General features: G+C 43.1%; 19 protein-coding genes. All 19 read right to left on the reverse strand.

Going from position 1 to position 21,419, the window contains the following annotated elements:
- The coding region (locus tag V7Z64_RS00005) for a M16 family metallopeptidase (RefSeq protein ID WP_334107599.1) at positions 1 to 505 on the reverse strand (505 nt) is incomplete at its 3' end.
- Entirely contained in the window at positions 498 to 1,460 is a 963-nt protein-coding gene (locus tag V7Z64_RS00010; protein ID WP_442884989.1) for a polysaccharide deacetylase family protein, read from the reverse strand. The genes V7Z64_RS00005 and V7Z64_RS00010, both read right to left, overlap by 8 nt.
- A 120-nt stretch (positions 1,461 to 1,580) precedes the next feature.
- Complete coding sequence (pnp, locus tag V7Z64_RS00015) at positions 1,581 to 3,689, reverse strand: polyribonucleotide nucleotidyltransferase (RefSeq protein WP_297989766.1); 2,109 nt, start codon at positions 3,687 to 3,689, stop codon at positions 1,581 to 1,583.
- Positions 3,690 to 3,798: 109 nt separating this feature from the next.
- Positions 3,799 to 4,068 (reverse strand): 30S ribosomal protein S15, encoded by a 270-nt coding sequence (rpsO, locus tag V7Z64_RS00020; RefSeq protein ID WP_091699953.1) that lies wholly within the window; start codon positions 4,066 to 4,068, stop codon positions 3,799 to 3,801.
- 82 nt (positions 4,069 to 4,150) lie between these two features.
- Positions 4,151 to 5,119: a bifunctional riboflavin kinase/FAD synthetase gene (ribF, locus tag V7Z64_RS00025; protein ID WP_297989770.1), complete on the reverse strand. Its 969-nt coding sequence runs from the start codon at positions 5,117 to 5,119 to the stop codon at positions 4,151 to 4,153.
- A 9-nt stretch (positions 5,120 to 5,128) separates the two neighbouring features.
- Positions 5,129 to 6,025: a tRNA pseudouridine(55) synthase TruB gene (gene truB / locus V7Z64_RS00030; protein WP_297989773.1), complete on the reverse strand. Its 897-nt coding sequence runs from the start codon at positions 6,023 to 6,025 to the stop codon at positions 5,129 to 5,131.
- Between the two features lie 48 nt (positions 6,026 to 6,073).
- The gene (gene rbfA, locus V7Z64_RS00035) at positions 6,074 to 6,433 is read right to left on the reverse strand and encodes a 30S ribosome-binding factor RbfA (protein ID WP_003394813.1); all 360 of its coding nucleotides are present in this window, start codon (positions 6,431 to 6,433) and stop codon (positions 6,074 to 6,076) included.
- A 14-nt stretch (positions 6,434 to 6,447) separates the two neighbouring features.
- Positions 6,448 to 6,726: a DUF503 domain-containing protein gene (locus V7Z64_RS00040; protein ID WP_003394815.1), complete on the reverse strand. Its 279-nt coding sequence runs from the start codon at positions 6,724 to 6,726 to the stop codon at positions 6,448 to 6,450.
- Positions 6,723 to 8,906: a translation initiation factor IF-2 gene (gene infB, locus V7Z64_RS00045; protein ID WP_297989777.1), complete on the reverse strand. Its 2,184-nt coding sequence runs from the start codon at positions 8,904 to 8,906 to the stop codon at positions 6,723 to 6,725. Before infB ends, V7Z64_RS00040 begins: the two co-directional genes overlap by 4 nt.
- An 18-nt stretch (positions 8,907 to 8,924) precedes the next feature.
- On the reverse strand, positions 8,925 to 9,224 hold the full coding sequence (locus V7Z64_RS00050; RefSeq protein WP_297989778.1) for a YlxQ family RNA-binding protein: 300 nt from the start codon (positions 9,222 to 9,224) through the stop codon (positions 8,925 to 8,927).
- Positions 9,217 to 9,498 carry an RNase P modulator RnpM gene (gene rnpM, locus V7Z64_RS00055; protein ID WP_297989780.1) on the reverse strand — a complete coding sequence of 94 codons (282 nt, stop codon included), beginning with the start codon at positions 9,496 to 9,498 and terminating at the stop codon, positions 9,217 to 9,219. Before rnpM ends, V7Z64_RS00050 begins: the two co-directional genes overlap by 8 nt.
- 1 nt (position 9,499) lies before the next feature.
- On the reverse strand, positions 9,500 to 10,603 hold the full coding sequence (nusA, locus tag V7Z64_RS00060; RefSeq protein WP_297989782.1) for a transcription termination factor NusA: 1,104 nt from the start codon (positions 10,601 to 10,603) through the stop codon (positions 9,500 to 9,502).
- 26 nt (positions 10,604 to 10,629) lie between these two features.
- Entirely contained in the window at positions 10,630 to 11,100 is a 471-nt protein-coding gene (gene rimP, locus V7Z64_RS00065) for a ribosome maturation factor RimP (RefSeq protein ID WP_297989784.1), read from the reverse strand.
- 148 nt (positions 11,101 to 11,248) lie between these two features.
- The gene (locus V7Z64_RS00070) at positions 11,249 to 15,541 is read right to left on the reverse strand and encodes a PolC-type DNA polymerase III (protein ID WP_297989786.1); all 4,293 of its coding nucleotides are present in this window, start codon (positions 15,539 to 15,541) and stop codon (positions 11,249 to 11,251) included.
- Between the two features lie 104 nt (positions 15,542 to 15,645).
- Positions 15,646 to 17,340 (reverse strand): proline--tRNA ligase, encoded by a 1,695-nt coding sequence (locus V7Z64_RS00075; protein ID WP_297989787.1) that lies wholly within the window; start codon positions 17,338 to 17,340, stop codon positions 15,646 to 15,648.
- A gap of 28 nt (positions 17,341 to 17,368) precedes the next feature.
- Positions 17,369 to 18,619, reverse strand: coding sequence for an RIP metalloprotease RseP (gene rseP / locus V7Z64_RS00080; RefSeq protein ID WP_297989789.1), 1,251 nt, complete (start codon positions 18,617 to 18,619; stop codon positions 17,369 to 17,371).
- Positions 18,620 to 18,634: 15 nt separating this feature from the next.
- Positions 18,635 to 19,780 carry a 1-deoxy-D-xylulose-5-phosphate reductoisomerase gene (gene dxr / locus V7Z64_RS00085; protein WP_297989791.1) on the reverse strand — a complete coding sequence of 382 codons (1,146 nt, stop codon included), beginning with the start codon at positions 19,778 to 19,780 and terminating at the stop codon, positions 18,635 to 18,637.
- A gap of 15 nt (positions 19,781 to 19,795) precedes the next feature.
- Positions 19,796 to 20,563 carry a phosphatidate cytidylyltransferase gene (locus V7Z64_RS00090; RefSeq protein WP_297989793.1) on the reverse strand — a complete coding sequence of 256 codons (768 nt, stop codon included), beginning with the start codon at positions 20,561 to 20,563 and terminating at the stop codon, positions 19,796 to 19,798.
- A 6-nt stretch (positions 20,564 to 20,569) separates the two neighbouring features.
- Entirely contained in the window at positions 20,570 to 21,334 is a 765-nt protein-coding gene (locus V7Z64_RS00095; protein ID WP_297989795.1) for an isoprenyl transferase, read from the reverse strand.
- Positions 21,335 to 21,419 lie beyond the last annotated feature (85 nt).

Here is a 21,419-nt window from a genome sequence, read left to right on the forward strand (position 1 = left end):
CACCTGTAAATGTCGCTAACGTTTGCTCCGTTCCTAAAATCGGATAACCGAGCGGGTGATTACCGTAACTCGCTTTGCTCAATAAGTCATGAACGAGATCATCCGGTGTATCTTCGTACATTTTAATTTCTTCGAATACAACATTTTTTTCCTTTTGTAACTCATCATCTACAAACGTAGAGTGGAAAAACATATCCGCTAATATATCTAAAGCAAACGATGCGTGCGTATCTAATACTTTGGCATAATAGCACGTATATTCTTTTGATGTAAAAGCATTGACTTGACCGCCTATACGGTCAAACGATTCCGCAATATCGCGCGCTGAACGTGTCTTCGTCCCCTTGAAAAACATATGTTCAAGAAAGTGTGAAATCCCATTGTTTTGTTCATTTTCATTGCGTGATCCGGTGCCGATCCAAATTCCGATGGCTACTGATCTTACCGTTGGAATATGTTCGAGTACAACTCTTACCCCGTTTTGACACGTATATGTTTTAATCAATTCCCTTCCTCCTACTTTTTACAATTCTTTCCTCACTCAATAATGTAGACACATTGTCAATTTCATATTCTTGTTTTTGTAACGATTGAATTAACGGCTCTAACGCTTTCACTGTTGATACAGTCGGGTGCATTAAAATCATCGCCCCATTATGCACTTTCGATGTTACTCGTTCCACTATAACAGATGGGGACGGTTTTTGCCAATCAATTGTATCAACTGTCCACAAAATGGTATACATCCCGAGTTCATGGGCAATATGAACAACATCGTCACGATAACTCCCGCTTGGCGGTGCGAAAAACCGTGGCTTGATTCCTGTCACCGCTTCAATCGCATCGTTTGTTTTAACCATTTGTTCTCGAATCGCTTGTTTACTCATCATTTTTAAATCCGGATGGTTATAGGAATGATTGCCTATTTCATGTCCTGCATCTACAATCATTTTTACAAGTTGTGGATTCTCTTTCACCCAGCGCCCTTCTAAAAAAAACGTTGCTCGAACGCTGTATTTTTCAAGAATACGTAGCATGTCCGGGATATGTTCACTTCCCCAAGCAACATTAATTAAAAAGGAGACCATCGGTTTATCTGGATGTCCCCGATAAATAGGAGATGGTGGCAAATCAGGCAAATGAACGGTAGGTGATACTTGTTTATACACGAGCTGTTGCTCGGAAAATGTTCCGCTTCGTTTCATTTGTTCATACGATGCCTCAACATCTACTTCTAGTCCGTTGTATCCTGGAATGGCCTTCCAAACACGATCGACTTTCGCATTTTGTGCCGGAATGCTATATTGTTTTGCACGTTCCACAATTTGAATATATAACGGATCGCTTTGTTTCGTCGCTGCTATATGCCGTAATTCATAAATATATGTTGTCGTCCACGGATTTTGCACAACGATGGACGCCACACATACGATGATCGCTAAAAAAATCGCTCGCTGCACGCTTTGTTCCCTCCTTTTCTAATAAAGAGGGTATGTATAAAAAGGACAAGGTAGAACGAGCGCAAAAAAATTTTACACACAGCAAAGAAGCCAAGGGGAGGCGAACCCAAGGCTCCATTTTTATTGCTCTACTTCTTTTTGATCGCGCAATACGGCTTTACGCGATAAGTTTACGCGGCCTTGTTTATCGATTTCCGTCACTTTCACTAAAATTTCATCGCCGATGGAAACGACATCTTCCACTTTTCCTACCCGCTCCTCCGCTAGTTCCGAAATGTGGACAAGACCATCTTTTCCGCTAAACAATTCGACAAACGCTCCGAATTTTTCAATTCGTTTGACTTTCCCTAGATATACTTGTCCTACTTCCACTTCACGAACGATATCTTCAATGATCTTTTTCGCCTTTTGGTTCATTTCTTCGTTCACAGACGAAATAAAAATTGTACCATCTTGTTCAATATCAATTTTTACGCCAGTCTCCTCAATAATCTTGTTAATTTGTTTGCCGCTCGGACCGATGACGTCGCGAATTTTATCTGGATTAATTTGCATCGTTAAAATTTTTGGCGCATATTTTGATAGTTCTTTGCGTGGCTCGCTGATCGTTTGCATCATATGTTTTAAAATTTCAAGGCGACCTTTGCGTGCTTGCTGCAACGCTTCCTCTAAAATCTCACGCGATAAACCTTTAATTTTAATATCCATTTGCAAAGCGGTGACGCCTTTTTCCGTTCCAGCCACTTTAAAATCCATATCGCCTAAATGGTCTTCCATCCCTTGAATATCCGTCAAAATTGTATAGTGCTCTCCCTTTTTCACAAGACCCATAGCAATTCCAGCAACTGGAGCTTTAATCGGTACACCAGCATCCATCATTGCCAACGTGCTTGCGCAAATGCTCGCTTGAGATGTTGAACCGTTTGATTCTAGCACTTCGGATACAAGACGGATTGTGTATGGAAACTCTTTTTCAGATGGGATAACCGGTTCAAGCGCACGCTCACCAAGCGCTCCATGTCCAATTTCACGGCGCCCCGGTCCGCGCATCGCTCCTGTTTCCCCAACTGAAAATGGCGGGAAGTTGTAATGGTGCATAAATCGTTTTGTCTCTTCAATGCCGAGCCCATCTAAAATTTGCACATCACCAAGTGCGCCGAGCGTACATACGCTAAGTGCTTGTGTTTGACCGCGCGTAAATAAGCCGGATCCGTGCGTGCGTGGTAAAAGTCCAACCGCTGAGGAGAGTGGACGTATTTCATCTACTTTTCGTCCGTCTGGGCGCACTTTCTCTTCCGTAATTAAACGGCGCACTTCTTCTTTGACAAGTTTATATACAATCTCTTTTACTTGCTTTATTGTCTCTTCATCTGCTTCTTGTTCCTCATACGCAGCAACAACATCGGCTTTTAATTGTTCAATCGCTGCTTCACGTGCTAATTTTTCAGGCACTTGTACAGCCCGTTTGATTTCGCCCTCGACACGAGCGCGAATGTCTGCTTCAAGTTGGGCATCGAGCTCATAAAGAACGACTTCCATCTTTTCTTTACCGACTTTTGCTGCAATGTCTTCTTGAAATGCGATTAACCGCTTAATTTCCTCATGACCAAACATGATTGCTTCAAGCATCACTTCCTCAGGTACTTCATTCGCCCCTGCTTCAACCATGTTAATCGCATCTTTCGTCCCTGCTACAACAAGGTGCATATCGCTTCGTTCCATTTGAGCAACCGACGGATTAATGACAAATTCTCCATCGACACGACCAACTGTTACTCCTGCGATCGGTCCTTCAAACGGAATATCAGAAACAGTTAACGCAAGCGAAGAACCGAACATAGCGGCCATTTCTGGCGAGCAATCTTGATCGACGCTCATGACCATGCTGACGACTTGCACTTCGTTACGAAACCCTTCAGCAAATAGCGGACGAATCGGGCGGTCGATTAAGCGACTAGCTAAAATCGCTTTTTCGCTCGGACGTCCTTCACGTTTAATGAATCCCCCTGGAATTTTACCGACAGCATATAAACGTTCTTCATAGTTGACTGTTAAAGGAAAAAAGTCAACACTTTTTGGCTCTTTCGATGCTGTTGCTGTACTTAATACGACCGTATCCCCGTACCGTACTAATACCGCACCGTTTGCTTGTTTCGCTAATTCACCGATTTCAACGGTTAACGGTCGACCTGCCCAGTCGATCGAAAACACATGTTTTTCATGTTCCATATAAACCGAGTACCCCTCTCTATGTACAAATCAAAAGTTACGTTTGTTTTAGTATAATCAAATATCGGTGCAAATACTAATAAAAAGCGGGAATGCTCCCGCTTTTTACTTATCGGCGTAATCCGAGTTTGTTAATCAATTCACGATAACGGTTGACATCTTTGTTACGTAAGTACGTAAGTAAGTTACGACGACGACCAACCATTTTTAAAAGACCGCGACGAGAATGATGGTCTTTGCGATGAACGCGTAAATGTTCGTTCAAGTTGTTAATTTGCTCAGTAAGGATAGCAACTTGTACTTCTGGAGAACCTGTGTCAGTTTCGTGAATTTTGAACTGGTTGATGATCTCGTTTTTACGCTCTTGTGTTAATGCCATCCTTGTTCACCTCCTCTTTTTTCAACCCCAATTACCGAGCAAACGCCGGTGACTCGTATTGCCCAGCAATGGTTAACATACACTAAATAGAATACATGTTTTTCCGATAAAATGCAAGGGGATTTTGAAAATATTCGCGTGCAGCTTGGGCATCGCGATGAATTTGTTCCACAAGTTCATGAACAGAAGAAAATGCTCGTTCATCACGCAATCGTTTATGCCATTGGATAGACACATTTGCTCCATAAATGTCTGTCGAAAAATTAAACAAATGTACTTCAATCGTTGGTTCGTCCCGTCGTACTTGAAACGTCGGTTTATATCCGACATTGCATACGCCTTCCCACGTTTTTTCATCAATCGTGACCGTTACCGCATATACGCCGATGCGTGGGATAATGTAGTCATCGTCAAGTGCAATATTGGCCGTTGGAAATCCGATCGTCCGCCCACGTTTGTCTCCGTGAACGACTGTACCTGTAACTTTATACCATCTTCCAAGCAGATGCGGCAATTGCTCGACATCTCCTTGAGCCAATCGTTGCCGAATGTATGTCGAACTAATTTTTTCTTCACCAAACGTTTGTTTCGGAATGACTGTTTGGGTAAATTGTTCACGGGAATGAAACGGCAACGTTTCCATCGTTCCTTTTCCGAGACGACCGTACGTAAAATCAAAACCTGCCACAACATGCTTTACGCCAAGTCCGATGATGTATTCATCTACAAACTGTTGTGGTAACAAATGAGCAAATTCAGCGGTAAATTCAACGACGTATAAATAATCCACACCAAGTTTTGCGATTTGTCGCTCTTTTTCTTTTAACGGCGTAATGAAACGAACATGTTGCTGTGAGCGTCCGAGCACAACAGACGGATGCGGATGAAACGTCATGACGGCGCTTTTATATTCGTGACGGTCAGCTATTTGCTTCGCCGTTTCGATCACTTTTTGATGTCCTAGATGAACACCGTCAAAATAACCGAGCGCCATAACGAGCGGATGATCGTTTTTTTTATGTAACGGATGAGACAGCCAAATGGTTTTCATCGTTTTCACCTACAATACTTTTAAAGGTTTCATATAACTTCGCTTCGTCGGATGAGGCATATAAATCGCTAACGCTTCCCCACATGCATTCAACATTAACATACGTTCAGGCATAGAAGATGGAGCAAGAAGAAGCGCACCGTTTTTTACTTTTTTCTCTTCTTCCGTATTTACTACATATGTCGGCATATGCGCTAACGCACGTTCAATCGGCCATAATAACGCATGAACATTTCCTTCTTCTATATGACGTTCAATTTGTTCAAACGTCACACATTGTTCAAGTGTGAATGCCCCAGATGCCGTGCGAACGAGATGCGACATGTGCGCTGGGTAACCGAGCTTTTCACCCATTTGAACGGCGAGCGTACGTACGTACGTCCCTTTGCTGCATGTAACCCGAAAGCGAAAAGAAATGCGCTCTCCCGTAAAAACGGTTCGTTCGTCGAGCAGCTGCAGCTCGTGAATGTACACCATCCGTTTCGGGCGCTCTACTTCCATGCCAGCACGGGCATATTCGTATAACTTTTTACCATTCACTTTTACCGCTGAATACATCGGTGGCACTTGTTCAATTTCCCCCGTGAGCTGAGCAAATACACGTTCAATGTCACGGCGGAAGATGGGACGTTCGATCTGCTTCATGCAGACGACATCACCCGATGCATCTTCTGTTGTCGTCGCGATGCCTAACGTCGCTTCCCCTTCATACGTTTTTCGCTCCGCCGTTAATAGCTCAACAATTTTTGTCGCTTTTCCAATGCAAATCGGCAATACGCCCGACACGTCAGGATCGAGCGTTCCTGTATGACCAACTTTTTTTGTTTGGAATAACTTACGAATGCGCATGACACAATCATGTGACGTCACGCCAGCAGGTTTATGTAACAATAACACTCCGTCCATCGCTTCACCTCTAAAAATAGCGGAAATGGATAGACGCACGTCTATCCATTATTCTTCTTTATGTTCTTTTTCTTCGGAAATTTGTTTAATTAAACTTTCGATTCGTTGTCCGTAATCGATCGTTTCATCAATTTCAAAGTAAATTTCTGGCGTTTTGCGCAAACGAATACGTTGCCCAATTTCCGAACGGATGAAGCCTGTGGCTTTCGCTAATCCTTTTAACGTATTTTTCTTTTGCTCTTCATCACCAAGAACAGAAATATATACTTTCGCCTGCTGCAAATCGCCTGTCACCCGAACATCTGTAACAGTAACAAAACCGATGCGCGGGTCTTTCAGTTTGCGCCCAATAATATCGCTTAATTCTTTTTTCATTTGTTCGCCTACACGTGTGGCTCGCAAACTCATGATCATCACCTCAATTAAAACCACTCAAATGTCGTAACCGTTCGCTCAATTTCTGGAAACGAATCAATAAATTGTAGCGCCCGGTGCAATTCTTGTTCCGTTGCGGTTCGCTCAGCTGTAATGGCTACGATTCCAAGCTTCGTTCGTTGCCATACGTTTTGATAATCGACTTCGGCTACGGATATATTATATTTTTGTTTAAGCCGTGTGACAACACGTTGCAACACGGCTCGTTTTTCTTTTAATGATTGGACGTCGTAAATGATGCATTCGCATTCGACGTATCCGATCATTTCCGCTCAACTTCTTGCATAACATAAGCTTCAATGACGTCGCCTTCTTTAATATCATTAAAGTTTTTAATCGTGACGCCGCATTCGTATCCTTGGGCAACTTCTTTTACATCGTCTTTGTAACGTTTTAGTGTGTCAATTTGCCCTTCATACACGACAATGCCTTGACGAATGAGACGAACGCTGCTGTCGCGCGTAATTTTTCCATCTGTCACATAACAACCAGCGATCGTACCAACTTTCGATACTTTAAACGTTTGTCGAACTTCTGCTTGACCGATGACTTTTTCTTCATACTCCGGATCGAGCATTCCTTTCATCGCCGCTTCAATTTCTTCAATCACTTTATAAATGATGCGATGGAGACGAATGTCCACTTTTTCCGCTTCCGCCACACGTTTCGCATTTGCATCTGGGCGAACGTTAAAACCAATCACAATGGCGTTCGATGCCGATGCAAGCATAATGTCGTATTCTGTCACTGCGCCCACGCCAGAGTGAATGATTTTAACGCGCACACCTTCGACTTCAATTTTTTGTAACGCAGCGACGAGCGCTTCAACGGAACCTTGTACATCCGCTTTCACGATGATGTTGAGCTCTTTCATTTCGCCTTGCTTAATTTTTTCAAATAAGTCATCTAAGCTGACGCGCGCTTTCGCACTTCGCTGTTGCACAATTTGTTTTTGTGCACGTGCTTCACCAATTTGACGAGCTTTTTTCTCATCTTCAAACACCATAAAACGATCGCCTGCTTGCGGCACTTCGTTTAGCCCTGTAATTTCAACCGGTGTAGACGGACCCGCCTCTTTGACGCGACGACCGAGGTCATTCGTCATCGCTCGTACACGTCCGTACGTATAACCGACGACGATTGGATCGCCGACGCGCAACGTACCTGATTGTACGAGAAGCGTCGCCACTGGACCGCGTCCTTTATCTAATTTCGCTTCGATCACTGTTCCTGTCGCACGGCGGCTTGGATTTGCTTTTAATTCTTCCATTTCGCTAACAAGCAAAATCATTTCAAGTAAATTGTCAATTCCTTCGCCTGTTAGAGCGGATAGTTTACAATAAATTGTATCGCCACCCCATTCTTCCGGAACGAGCTCATACTCCATTAACTCTTGCATGACGCGATCTGGATTTGCTGTTGGCTTATCGATTTTATTGACTGCCACGATAATTGGAACGTTTGCCGCTTTCGCATGGTTAATCGCTTCAACGGTTTGTGGCATGACCCCATCATCCGCTGCGACGACGAGAATGACAATGTCCGTCACTTGCGCTCCACGTGCGCGCATTGTTGTAAATGCTTCGTGACCAGGTGTATCTAAAAACGTAATTTTTTTGCCGTTGACAACGACTTGGTACGCACCGATATGTTGCGTAATGCCGCCCGCCTCTTGTTCTGTTACTTTCGTGTGGCGAATCGAATCAAGCAACGTTGTTTTTCCGTGGTCAACGTGCCCCATGATCGTTACGACTGGCGGACGTTCAACTAAATCTTCTGGATTGTCGACGATTTCAATCGTTTCGAATTCTGTTTCATCGATCGTTACTTTTTCTTCTACTTCCACACCGTAATCGGAGCAAATTAACTCGATCGCATCTTTGTCTAAGTCTTGGTTAATTGTCGCTGGAATGCCGAGCAGAAATAGCTTTTTAATAATTTCTGACGGCTGTTTCCCTAATTTTTTCGCTAGTTCGGCGACCGTTAATGAACCTTCGAACGTCACTTTTTTCGGAAGCTCTTTTTCCTTTTTCTTTTGCACTTCTGGCTGTGGAGCTGGCTGAGGCTTTTGTTTTTTATTTTTTTTGTTATTGAAAATTTTCTTTTCTTTTTGTTGGATTTGCAAGTCGTGTTTTTTCCCTTCGCGATTTTTTACTACTGCTTTTTTAATTGGCACTTTCTTTTGAATGACTGTATCGTCATCTTCTTCAAACTGTTCTAAAACAGGTTTTTTTGCTGGTTGCTTCTTCTCTTCCTTTATCGTTTCTTGTTTTAGCTCTTGCTTTTGTACTAGTTTAAATGAACGATCTAACTTTTCAACAACATCGGCTTCAATCATCGTCATATGGTTTGATACGTCAATATTCATTTCTTTTAATTTATGGATCACATCTTTACTGGACACATTATGTTTTTTGGCATATTCGTATACACGCATTTTTGACATACATTCACCCCCAAAATGTTAGAGCATCGTTTTGAGCTTTTGTGCGAATCCTTCATCCGTAATCGCCACAACGACTCGTGCTCCTTTTCCAATCGCCCCACCTAATTCATAGCGATTGTCTACATAGCAAAGCGGAACGCGGTAAAACGCACATTTATCGGAAATTTTCTTCCTTGTGTTTTCTGATGCATCTTCCGATAAAATGACAAGCTTCGCGCGCTTACGCTGAATTTCTTTTACGACAAGTTCTTCTCCCGAAACAATTTTGCGCGCCCGATTCGCTAATCCGAGAAAAGAAGCCCACGGTTTATCATGCATTTGTTTCTCCGTTCTCCTTCTCAGCAAGCTGTATTAGCTGTTCGTAAATTGAATCATCAATCGTTGTCTTTAAATGATGCGCGAGCGTATTTTTCTTTTTCGCAAGCAAAATGCACTCTTTGCTTAACGTGATATACGCACCGCGTCCTGCTTTTTTTCCTGTCGGATCAATCGACACATCGCCTTCTTTCGAGCGGACGATGCGGATCAGCTCCTTCTTTGGCTTCATTTCCCCTGTGACAACACATTTGCGCATCGGAATTTTTTTCGGCATGTTACTCCACCTCACTAATCTCCTCTTCGTCAACTTGGAACGATGATGAAGAACGAGGGTAAATACCTAGCTGCTCCGCTTCAGACTGGCTTTTAATATCAATTTTCCAATTTGTTAATTTAGCTGCTAAACGCGCATTCTGTCCGCGCTTTCCGATCGCAAGAGATAATTGATAATCCGGCACGATGACCGTCGTTGCTTTTTCTTCTTCATTGACGATGACATCAAGCACCTTTGACGGACTTAGCGCATTAGCTACAAATTCAACCGGATCTGCCGACCAACGAACAATGTCGATTTTTTCACCTTTTAATTCGTTTACAATCGCTTGTACCCGCTGACCTTTTGGTCCGACACACGCGCCAACCGGATCGACTTCAGGGTTATCAGAATGAACAGAAATTTTTGAACGATCTCCTGCTTCACGCGCCACAGACTTAATTTCTACCGTCCCATCATAAATTTCTGGTACTTCTAACTCAAACAATCGCTTAAGTAATCCTGGATGCGTGCGCGATACGTAAATTTGTGGACCTTTTGTCGTTTTTTCTACTTTTGTAATGTATACTTTAATGCGATCATGCGGCTTATAAGTTTCGTTCGGCATTTGTTCGCTGAGCGGAAGAAGCGCCTCAATTTTACCGAGGCTCACATAAATAAATTTCGAATCCGTTCGCTGTACAATACCTGTCATAATATCTTCTTCGCGATCAATAAACTCGGCATAAATGACGCCGCGCTCCGCTTCACGAACGCGTTGTGTCACTACTTGTTTCGCTGTTTGAGCAGCAATACGTCCGAAGTTTTTCGGCGTCACCTCAATTTCAACGACGTCGCCCACTTGATAATTTGGATTGATTCGCTTCGCTTCATCGAGTGAAATTTCTAAACGGGAATCGTACACTTCATCTACTACTTCTTTGCGTGCAAATACGCGAATCGTTCCCGTTTCTTGATTAAAGTCAACACGCACGTTTTGCGCTTGATTAAAGTTACGTTTATAAGCGGACACAATCGCCGCCTCAATCGCTTCAATTAACACTTCTTTACTAATGCCTTTATCGCGCTCAAGCGCCGTTAAGGCATCTAACAATTCTGTATTCATGAACCGGTCGTCCCCCTTTATGTGAATTAAGAGAAAATGACAGCCAGCCGTGCGCTAGCTACTTTTTCGTATGGAATCGTCACCATTTTTTTCTTTGTTTTTACTTTCACTTCCACTGTCACCGTATGACCATCAAATGCGGCTAGCAACCCTTCGAACTCTTTTTGGCCATCAATTGGTTCATACGTTTTCATATAAACATGTTTCCCGACGGCACGTTCGAAATCTCTTGCTTTTTTCAGCGGACGTTCAGCGCCCGGTGACGATACTTCTAAAAAATAATTGTGCGGAATCGGGTCGACTTCATCTAACTTTTCGCTTAATCGTTCGCTGACGACACCGCATTGATCAATATCAATTCCAGTCGGTGAATCAATAAAGACGCGTAAAAACCAGTTCTTTCCCTCTTTCACATATTCAATGTCGACAAGCTCTAATCCGATCTCTGTCAAAATCGGGGTGACGAGCTCTTCAACAATGTGCGTCACTTTTTTCATCTTGGTCCTCCTAACTGCAAGAAAATCCCTTGCAACGGCAAGGAATCTCGAATCAATACGAAAGAGTGGGTTTCCCCACTCTTTTTGTACATTATCTTTACCATTTCCACTAGAACTATAACATATTGGCAAAAAAATTGCAACTCATTTAAAAGAGCGACAATTGGTTTTGATCTGGTAACGACTGCAAACAGCCTCGACTTTCGAGATATTCTAAAATCGTTTTTGATACTTTTCCGCGTTGCTGTAAATCTTCTTTCGATAAAAATTCGCCTTCTTCCCGTGCGCGCACGATGCTAAGCGCAACGTTCGTCCCTAATCCTGGAATCGCATTAAATGGCGGAATGAGCGAATTTCCGTCAATAATAAACTCTGTTGCTTGTGAACGATACAAGTCGATATTTTTGAATGAAAATCCTCGTTCACACATTTCGAGGGCAATTTCAAGCACCGTTAATAAGTTCTTTTCTTTTGCGGAAGCATCAAGCCCTTTCGCTTGAATTTCTTCAATACGTTTACGAATCGCAGCAGAGCCTTGAATCATCGCGTCTAAATCAAAATCTTCTGCCCGCACAGTAAAATATGATGCATAGTAAAGAAGCGGATGGTGCACTTTAAAATACGCGATGCGCACCGCCATTAACACGTAAGCAGCCGCATGGGCTTTCGGGAACATATATTTAATTTTTTTGCACGATTCGATGTACCATTCCGGCACATCGTGCTTGCGCATTTCCTCTTCAAACTCCGGCGTTAATCCTTTCCCTTTCCGCACTGATTCCATAATTTTAAATGCTAGCGACGGCTCTAAACCACGGTAAATTAAATATACCATAATGTCGTCGCGACATCCGATCACTTCGGATAGCGTACACGTTCCGCTCTGGATGAGCTCCTGGGCGTTGCCGAGCCAAACGTCTGTCCCGTGCGATAAACCAGAAATTTGCACAAGCTCCGAAAATGTTTTCGGTTTTGTTTCTTCCAACATTTGGCGAACGAAACGTGTACCGAACTCCGGAATTCCTAGCGTACCCGTGTTGCACATAATTTGTTCGGGTGTCACTCCGAGCGATTCCGTACTACTAAAAATTTTCATTACTTCTGGATCGTCAGTCGGAATCGTTTTCGGATCAATTCCGCTTAAATCTTGCAGCATGCGAATGACCGTTGGATCATCGTGTCCGAGAATATCTAACTTTAATAAGTTATCGTGAATGGAATGGAAATCAAAATGGGTCGTACGCCACTCCGCACTCGTATCATCAGCTGGATATTGGATCGGTGTAAAATCATAAATGTCCATATAATCTGGAACGACGATAATTCCGCCTGGATGTTGTCCTGTCGTCCGTTTGACTCCTGTACATCCTGCCGCTAACCGATCAATTTCCGCTCCCCGCACATGAAGGTTATGATCGTTTATATACCCTTTCACAAACCCGTACGCTGTTTTGTCAGCTACGGTGCCAATCGTTCCTGCGCGATATACGTTATCCTCACCGAATAACACTTTCGTATAGTTATGCGCTCGCGGTTGATACTCACCTGAGAAGTTCAAATCGATATCTGGCACTTTGTCCCCTTTAAACCCTAAAAACGTTTCGAAAGGGATGTCGTGGCCATCTTTATTGTACCGTGTGCCACATTTCGGGCAGTCTTTATCCGGTAAATCAAATCCAGAACCGACCGAGCCGTCATCAAAAAACTCGGAATGCTTGCAGTTTGGACAAACATAGTGGGGTGGAAGTGGATTCACTTCCGTAATTTCCGTCATCGTCGCGACAAACGATGAGCCGACCGAGCCGCGTGAGCCGACAAGATAGCCGTCATCAAGCGATTTTTTTACGAGTTTATGAGAAATTAAATAAATGACTGCAAATCCGTGACCGATAATGCTCTTTAACTCTTTCTCTAATCGTTTTTCAACAATGTCTGGCAGCGGATCACCGTAAATGCTTTTTGCACGCTCATAACTCATTCGGCGAATTTCTTCGTCTGCTCCCTCGATTTTTGGTGTGTACAGCTCATCTTTAATCGGTTTCACTTCCCCGATAAGATGGGCGATCTTGTTTGTATTTGTGACAACAATTTCTTTTGCTTTTTGTTCACCAAGGAACGAAAACGCCTCTAACATCTCGTTTGTCGTTCGGAAATGAACGTTCGGCAATTCATGTCGATTTAACGGATTACCGCCCGATTGTGAATGAATTAAAATTTTGCGATAAATTTTATCCTCTTTGTTCACGTAATGTACGTTTCCTGTCGCCACAACCGGAATGCCAAGTCTTTCACCAAGCTGCACAATATTTGTAATAATTTCTTTTAACGCCGCTTCGTCGCGCACATACTCCATCTCAATGAGCGGAGCGTACACTTCCGGTGGATGCACTTCAAGAAAGTCATAGAACGGAGCAATTTTTTCTGCTTCTTCCATTCCTTTTTGCATCATCGCCTCAAACAATTCACCTTTGTCGCATCCTGAACCGACTAAAATACCTTCCCGATGTTGCTGTAATACGGATCGCGGGATACGCGGAACACGGTAAAAATAATGAACGTGTGAAAATGAGACGAGTTTAAATAAGTTTTTTAAGCCGACTTCATTTTGCACGAGCAATGTCGCATGAAACGGGCGAGATCGCTGAAAAGCACCTTGTTCTTTTGATGCCGCATTTAGCTGATCGTGATGAGTAATTCCTTTTTCAGCAAGCTCCTTCAATAAATGAATGAGCAAATACCCTGTCGCTTCTGCGTCATAAATGGCGCGATGGTGTTGAGTTAGTTCAATGTTAAATTTTTTACAAAGCGTATTTAAACGATGGTTTTTTAACTCTGGATATAAATAGCGAGCAAGTTCAAGTGTATCAATAACTGGATTTGTTACTTTACCTCGATGAATCTTTTTAAATCCTGCATTTAAAAAGCCAATATCAAACGTTGCATTATGGGCAACGAGCACACAGTCTTCTATCCAATGATAAAATTTCTCTAACACTTCTTCGACGTCCGGTGCGTCTTTTAACATATCATCCGTAATTTTCGTTAATTCAATGGTCGTTGCAGAAAGCGGATGATGCGGGTTAGCAAACGACTCGAAACGGTCAATAATTTCTCCGTTTTTTACTTTTACCGCGGCTAATTCAATAATTGTATCATATACAGCGGAAAGCCCTGTCGTTTCCACGTCAAATACGACAAACGTATCATCCATAAGGCGGCGGTGAGCTTCATTGTAGGCGATCGGTACACCATCATCGACGATATTTGCCTCTAACCCATATAAAATCTTCACACCATATTTTTTTCCCGCACTATATGCTTCAGGAAACGACTGAACAACGGCATGATCCGTTACAGCGATCGCCTCATGCCCCCATTTTTTTGCTTGTTCAACAAGCTTTGTGATAGAGGCGACAGCATCCATTTGACTCATCTGTGTATGAACATGCAGTTCGACACGCTTTTCTTCCGCCGTATCTTGACGTTCATTTGGTTTCACTTCATTTAAGTCGTTCGCAATGAGCACAAGATCGCGTACAAACGTATCGTTTTGCACGCTGCCGCGCACTTTCACCCACATTCCTTTTTTTACACGTTGCATCAATTCTGCATCTTCTTTATCGCGCGAAAACATTTTCACGAGAATGGAGTTTGTATAGTCGGTCATTTTCAACGTCAATAACGTTCTTCCACTTTTCAACTCTTTTGCTTCTACATCGAAAACGTACCCTTGCACGACGACACGTCGTTCTTCCTCTACAATTTGGTCGAGAGGGCGAATTTGTTCCTCGTCTTTAATATGGTAACCGATTACAAGCGGACCGCTTTCTTCATTCTCGTGGTTTTCTTCTTGTTTCGGCATCGCGTCCATAAACGCGGCTAAGGCGCGCTCCTCATCTTCTTTTTGTTTTTGAGCTAAAAATTGTTCAAACTGCTGTTCATCGTGCTTCACGTCAGCTTCTAATTGCAAATGCGGAAAGCCAAACGAAATGTACGTCTCAGCAAACAATTGTGCAAATCGTTTTTTTAAAGCAATCGCTTCTGCCTCATTGCGCGCTTGTACAGTTACTTTCGTTCCTTTTACTGCTGGTTGCTGCTGCGCAAGTAGTGAAAGAAGAGGTGAGCTTTGTTGAATCGTCTCAACAAAAATCGGCCAATACGCTACGACATCTTCAGCGGTGAACGTTTGATCCTCCGCTTCAACTGTGCATTGCACATGGGCAATATGGCGAAATTGTTCAATTAATCGCTTACGAAATTCAGCATATACGTGCGGTTGCAAAATGGCAGGAAAGCGAAAATAAAAATGCCAACATGTTGTCCGTTTGTCGACAACGACTTTTTCAATGCGGCCATGCGCCAAACCGTTTGCGATATGAGAAGAAGAAAGCTGCAATTGTTGTAATAAAATAGAAAATCGTTCTTTTTGTTCTTCTTTCATTGTTGTTCGTTACAAAAAGATGTAACGGTACACCTCCCTTTCTTTTATATATACCGTTCGGGGGTGATAGACGACAGAAAGAGAGGGACTCCCCTCTCTGTCGTCTACAAGTAACGGCGCAATGTTTCAATTAATTGCGACACGTGCACTTCTTCTGTTTCACCTGTTTTGCGCACTTTTACTTCAACGATTCCTTCACTTGCACGCTTTCCAACCGTTACACGCACAGGCAAGCCAATTAAATCGCTATCGGCAAATTTTACTCCTGGACGTTCTGCGCGATCATCGTACAACACTTCAAATCCTTCTTGCTGTAGACGTACATACCATTCATCTGCTAGTTCCCGTTGCTCGTCCACTTTTGGATTGACAGAAATGAGATGAACATGGAACGGAGCAACTGCTGTTGGCCAAATGAGCCCATGCTCATCATTATATTGCTCTGCAATAGCTGCAAGTGTGCGAGATACACCAATGCCATAGCATCCCATAATCATCGGTTGCGTGCGCCCATTTTCGTCTAAATACGTTGCATTCATCGCTTCACTATAACGCTTTCCAAGTTTAAATACGTGTCCGACTTCGATTCCGCGCGCAAAACGAATCGTTCCTTTTCCGTCTGGCGATGGGTCTCCTTCTTGAATAAAGCGAACATCGGCATATTGGGCAGCGAAGTCACGATCTGGATTGACCCCTTTGTAATGATAGTGGGCTTCATTCGCTCCACATACACCGTTAACTATTGCTTTCACCGCATGATCGGCTAAAACGAGCACATCGTCACGAACGCCAATTGGACCAAGGGAACCAACTTCGCAGTTCATTACTTGTTTCGTTTCATCTGGCGTGGCTAATTCAACAACTGTTGCTTCTAATATATTTTTTACTTTCACATCGTTAACCTCATGATCGCCGCGAACGAGAACGAGCACATAACGATCGTCTACTTTAAATAGCAATGACTTGATACATTTTTCTTTTGGCACTTGAAGAAACTGGCTTACTTCTTCAATTGAGCGTTGCTCTGGCGTATGCACTTTTTCGAGCGGTGCATGCGGCTCATCGCTTCGCTCATACGTTGTAATCACCGGTGCCATTTCAATGTTCGCAGCATAATCAGAGGAATCTGAGTATGCAATCGTATCTTCTCCAACATCAGATAAAACCATAAATTCATGCGTATCTTTTCCGCCCATCGCACCAGAATCGGCGATGACTGCACGGAAATTTAATCCGCAACGACGGAAGACGTTTGCATACGCTTCGTACATTTTATTGTACACTTCATCTAAACTTTCGTGTGAAGCATGAAAGGAATACGCGTCTTTCATAATAAATTCACGACCGCGAAGCAAACCGAAGCGCGGACGCTTTTCGTCGCGAAACTTCGTTTGAATTTGATAAAGCGTCAGCGGCAAACGTTTATATGACTTCACTTCATCACGAACGAGCGCCGTAATGACTTCTTCATGTGTTGCTCCAAGCGCGAAATCGCGATCGTGGCGATCTTTTAAACGCATCAATTCCGGTCCGTATGAATACCAACGGCCTGATTCTTGCCATAGTTCTGCTTGTTGGAGCGCTGGCATGAGTAGTTCAATAGCACCTGCGCGCTCCATCTCTTCCCGAATGATCGCTTCGATTTTTTGCAACACGCGTTTGCCAAGTGGTAAAAAGCTATACACTCCACTTGCATTTTGACGAATGAAGCCGGCGCGGAGCAATAGCTGATGGCTTTTAATTTCCGCATCTGCTGGTACTTCACGTAATGTAGGGATAAATGACATACTTTGTTTCATCTCTTGCACCTCTTACTTCATCAATTTATTATAGGAAAAATTTTTGAATATCGTTCCATGTCACAACGAGCATGAGCAACATGAGAAGAGCGAAGCCAATAAAATGCACAATGCCTTCTTTTTGGCGATCGATCGGCTTTCCACGCAACGCTTCAACCGCAAAAAACGTTAAACGACCGCCATCGAGCGCTGGAAGCGGAAGTAAGTTGATAATCCCTAAGTTGATGCTTAAAATCGCTCCCCATTTCATTAAGTAATACACTCCTGATTGAGCGACTTTATGCGTCGAAACCGCAATACCAACCGGCCCAGATAACATATCGAACGAAAATTTTCCCGTCAGCAAATGACCTAAACCAACAATAATTTCTTTTGTCCAATAGTACGTTTCTAGCGCGCCTTGCTTGATAGCACCAACAACCGATTTTTCCATCGGTCCATACACGCCAATCAGTCCAATTGTTTCTCCTTCGATCGTTTTCTTTTCCGGTGTGACGGTGAGATCGATCATTTCGCCGTTGCGATTGACTTGAAATTGAAGCGGTTTTTCTGGACTTTTCCGAATGATTGTGACAACATCCGTCCACGAAGACATGGACTGTCCATCAATCGAAATGACAACATCCCCTTGTTTTAGTCCAGCTTCACGTGCTGCACCGTCCTCGGTTAGCTCGCCAATGATCGGCTTGTCAACAGGGTAGCCTTGCAACAGCCCAATAAGAATGAAAATGACGAACGCTAAAATAAAGTTCATTAACGGACCGGCGAAAATGGCCATCGCGCGCTGTCCGAGCGTTTTAGAACCAAATTGACGATCGTGCGGCGCAATTTGCACTTCCTCTCTGTCAATGACAAAATACGCTGGGTCACTTAATTCAAAACGTTGTAAGCGATCATCGTCGTACCCTTCAATGTACAACTCATGTTCGAAGTCAGCACGTTCTACTTCAATCATTTTTGCATCTGGGTATTCATCTTTATGATTGACGATGACTTTTTTCACTTTGCCGTCCGAATGGAATAATAACCCAACTACTTGTCCGCGCTTGACGTCAATCATCTCCGGATCTTCACCGGCCATGCGGACGAAACCACCGAGTGGAAGTAAGCGAATCGTATACGTCGTTTCCCCTTTTTTCATCGAAAATACTTTTGGACCGAATCCAATCGCAAACTCACGGCATAAAATACCTGCTCGCTTAGCGAAAATGAAGTGACCTAACTCATGAAAAAACACAAGCGCACCAAAAATGACAATAAAAGCAATAACCGTTTCCAACGTTTCAACCACCTTTTATATGTGTAGTGATTTTACAAATTGTCGCGTCTCGCGATCAACTGTCCGAATCGTATCGAGATCCGGGTGAGCAATTGGTTCATGCCATTCCATCGCCTGCTCAATGCATTGCTCAATCGCTAAAAACGATATTTTCCCAGCTAAAAAGGCGGCCACTGCTTCTTCATTTGCAGCGTTTAATACGGTCGGCATCGTCCCGCCTATTTTTCCTGCTTCATAAGCAAATTGTAAACAACGAAAGCGGTTCATGTCCACTTTTTGAAAATGTAACGTGGCCACTTCTGCTAAGTTTAGCCGCTCGATATGGAGCGGAAAGCGATCTGGATACGTTAATGCATATTGAATGGGCACGCGCATATCTGGTGTTCCAAGTTGAGCTATAACGCTTCCGTCATGAAACTGTACCATCGAATGAATAATGCTTTCTTTATGTAAGAGTACGTGAATTTTCTCATATGGTAAATGAAACAACCAATGTGCCTCAATGACCTCAAGTCCTTTGTTCATCATCGTCGCAGAATCGATCGTAATTTTTGCCCCCATCGACCAATTCGGGTGTTTGAGCGCTTCTTCAACGGTGACATGTTGCAACTGATCACGCGTACGGTCGCGGAAGCTACCTCCGGATGCGGTCAAAATAATACATTCGACGTTTTTTTGTTTCTCTCCTTGTAAACATTGAAAAATCGCGGAATGTTCACTATCTACAGGCAAAATCGACACACCATAATCGGCGGCATGTTTCATGACGAGATGGCCCGCAGTAACTAATGTTTCTTTGTTCGCTAATGCAATCGTTTTTCCCGCCTCTATCGCTTTTAACGTAGGCACTAGTCCGACGCTTCCTACAACCGCATTAACGACAATGTCCGCTTCTTCGACCGTCGCCACCTCAATCAACCCGTCTTCACCGAAAACGATGCGCACACGCCCAATATATTCACGCTGTAACATGTCAGCATCTTCTTTTTGAGCGACACATACAATTTTCGGTGAAAATTGGTCAATAATCATTCGGGCCTGTTCAATGTTTCGCCCCGCCGAAAAGGCAACGAGACGGAACGCATCACGATGGGTACGAATGACATCGAGCGTTTGCATCCCGATCGAACCTGTCGCACCTAATAAACTAATTGTTCGCAAACTGTTCACTCCTTTTCACACAATGAGGTAAAACAAATATAAAATCGGTAAAATAAACAGCAAGCTATCGAAGCGATCTAAAATGCCGCCGTGCCCCGGTAAAATCGCTCCTGAATCTTTTACCCCATAGTGACGTTTAAACGCGGATTCAACTAGATCGCCGAGCTGCCCGAAAATAGATAAAATAACGGTTGCAATAAGTAATAGGAGAAAAGACGGAGCAAACGGTGATAGCCACTCATAAACGCTCACAACAAGAAGTGCACATAACACACCGCCTATCGCACCTTCTACCGTTTTATTCGGACTAATATGCTCCCATAATTTGCGCTTCCCAAACGCCCGACCGATAAAATACGCCCCGCTATCCGTTGCCCAAATTAAAAATAGGGCATAAAAAATATAGGACAATCCTGCTTCTCGCACTTGCAAAAAGGAATAAAAACCAACGCCTACATATAACAAAGAAGCAATCATAAACCCTGCATCATCGAACGTAAATGCATTTTTGGATATGACCGTATAAATAAGCAACAATAAAAGCCCGATGATGAGCATCCATATGTTTATCATATGTTCATATGGATATAAAAAGAGCCATAAAACGAGAAAACTGACGACGCTCGGAAACGAAAAAAGCGATATACGTTTCATACGAATGAGCTCAAATAAACCAAATGTAGCTAACACATACGTTAAAATGAGAAATGGCCATCGGCCATATATGACAATAGGTAAAAAGATTGAAGCTGCAATAATCGCTGTTACGATTCTTTGTTTCATATAATATCATACGCCTCCAAATCGACGACTTCTTTGCTGAAATGCATGTACCGCCTGCAAAAAATGTTGTTCCGTAAAGTCTGGCCATAATACATCTGTAAACCAAAACTCTGTATAGGCTAATTGCCAAAGCATAAAATTACTTAGCCGAATTTCTCCGCTCGTACGAATGAGTAAATCGGGGTCAGGCAAATCATTTGTCATTAAGTATGAATGAAACAACTGCTCATCGACATCGTTTACCTCAATCGTTCCGCTTTGAATATCAGTAACGAGCTTTTGTACCGCATGTACAATTTCTGCGCGACTTCCGTAGTTTAGCGCAAAGTTTAAAATTAACCCTGTATTTTGTTTCGTTTCTTCGATCGCTTTATCAACTGCACGTAACGTATGTAAAGGTAGTTGATCCTTATGTCCCATCACTCGTACTTGCACATTTTCCTCGATTAACTCAGGTAAAAATGTGTTTAAAAATTGCTCAGGCAATTGCATTAAATAATCGACTTCTGTTTTCGGTCTTTTCCAATTTTCTGTTGAAAATGCGTATAGCGTTAACACTTTCACGCCTAGTTCATTGGCAAAACGGGTAATTTTTCGCACCGTCTGCATCCCTTCGTAATGTCCAGCCATACGTGGCAACGCGCGCTTTTTCGCCCAACGTCCATTTCCATCCATAATGATCGCCACATGCGCCGGAATCAGCCCTTGTAAAATGGATTGTTTTGAACTTACTTCTTCTTTGTTTTTCCATCTTTTCATTTTTTCAAACATTAGCGCGTGTCCTCCAGCTCTCGTCCTTATTGATTAGGCTGTGCGCCCTATTTCGTAATTATAGCAAAAAACCCTCTATAAACAT

It is taken from the genome of Anoxybacillus sp. (genome assembly GCF_036834105.1).
Taxonomy (GTDB): domain Bacteria; phylum Bacillota; class Bacilli; order Bacillales; family Anoxybacillaceae; genus Anoxybacillus.

What these genes read in the sequence shown, in the direction of transcription:
- V7Z64_RS00040 (WP_003394815.1), bottom strand. Translation starts at nt 6,726, where the DNA reads ATGATCGGATACGTCGAATGCGAATGCATCATTTACGACGTCCAATCA.
- truB (WP_297989773.1), bottom strand. Translation starts at nt 6,025, where the DNA reads ATGGACGGAGTGTTATTGTTACATAAACCTGCTGGCGTGACGTCACAT.
- V7Z64_RS00070 (WP_297989786.1), bottom strand. Translation starts at nt 15,541, where the DNA reads ATGAAAGAAGAACAAAAAGAACGATTTTCTATTTTATTACAACAATTG.
- rimP (WP_297989784.1), bottom strand. Translation starts at nt 11,100, where the DNA reads ATGAAAAAAGTGACGCACATTGTTGAAGAGCTCGTCACCCCGATTTTG.
- nusA (WP_297989782.1), bottom strand. Translation starts at nt 10,603, where the DNA reads ATGAATACAGAATTGTTAGATGCCTTAACGGCGCTTGAGCGCGATAAA.
- rbfA (WP_003394813.1), bottom strand. Translation starts at nt 6,433, where the DNA reads ATGAGTTTGCGAGCCACACGTGTAGGCGAACAAATGAAAAAAGAATTA.
- V7Z64_RS00050 (WP_297989778.1), bottom strand. Translation starts at nt 9,224, where the DNA reads ATGCATGATAAACCGTGGGCTTCTTTTCTCGGATTAGCGAATCGGGCG.
- rpsO (WP_091699953.1), bottom strand. Translation starts at nt 4,068, where the DNA reads ATGGCATTAACACAAGAGCGTAAAAACGAGATCATCAACCAGTTCAAA.
- V7Z64_RS00090 (WP_297989793.1), bottom strand. Translation starts at nt 20,563, where the DNA reads ATGAAACAAAGAATCGTAACAGCGATTATTGCAGCTTCAATCTTTTTA.
- rnpM (WP_297989780.1), bottom strand. Translation starts at nt 9,498, where the DNA reads ATGCCGAAAAAAATTCCGATGCGCAAATGTGTTGTCACAGGGGAAATG.
- V7Z64_RS00095 (WP_297989795.1), bottom strand. Translation starts at nt 21,334, where the DNA reads ATGTTTGAAAAAATGAAAAGATGGAAAAACAAAGAAGAAGTAAGTTCA.
- ribF (WP_297989770.1), bottom strand. Translation starts at nt 5,119, where the DNA reads ATGAAAACCATTTGGCTGTCTCATCCGTTACATAAAAAAAACGATCAT.
- V7Z64_RS00075 (WP_297989787.1), bottom strand. Translation starts at nt 17,340, where the DNA reads ATGAAACAAAGTATGTCATTTATCCCTACATTACGTGAAGTACCAGCA.
- pnp (WP_297989766.1), bottom strand. Translation starts at nt 3,689, where the DNA reads ATGGAACATGAAAAACATGTGTTTTCGATCGACTGGGCAGGTCGACCG.
- infB (WP_297989777.1), bottom strand. Translation starts at nt 8,906, where the DNA reads ATGTCAAAAATGCGTGTATACGAATATGCCAAAAAACATAATGTGTCC.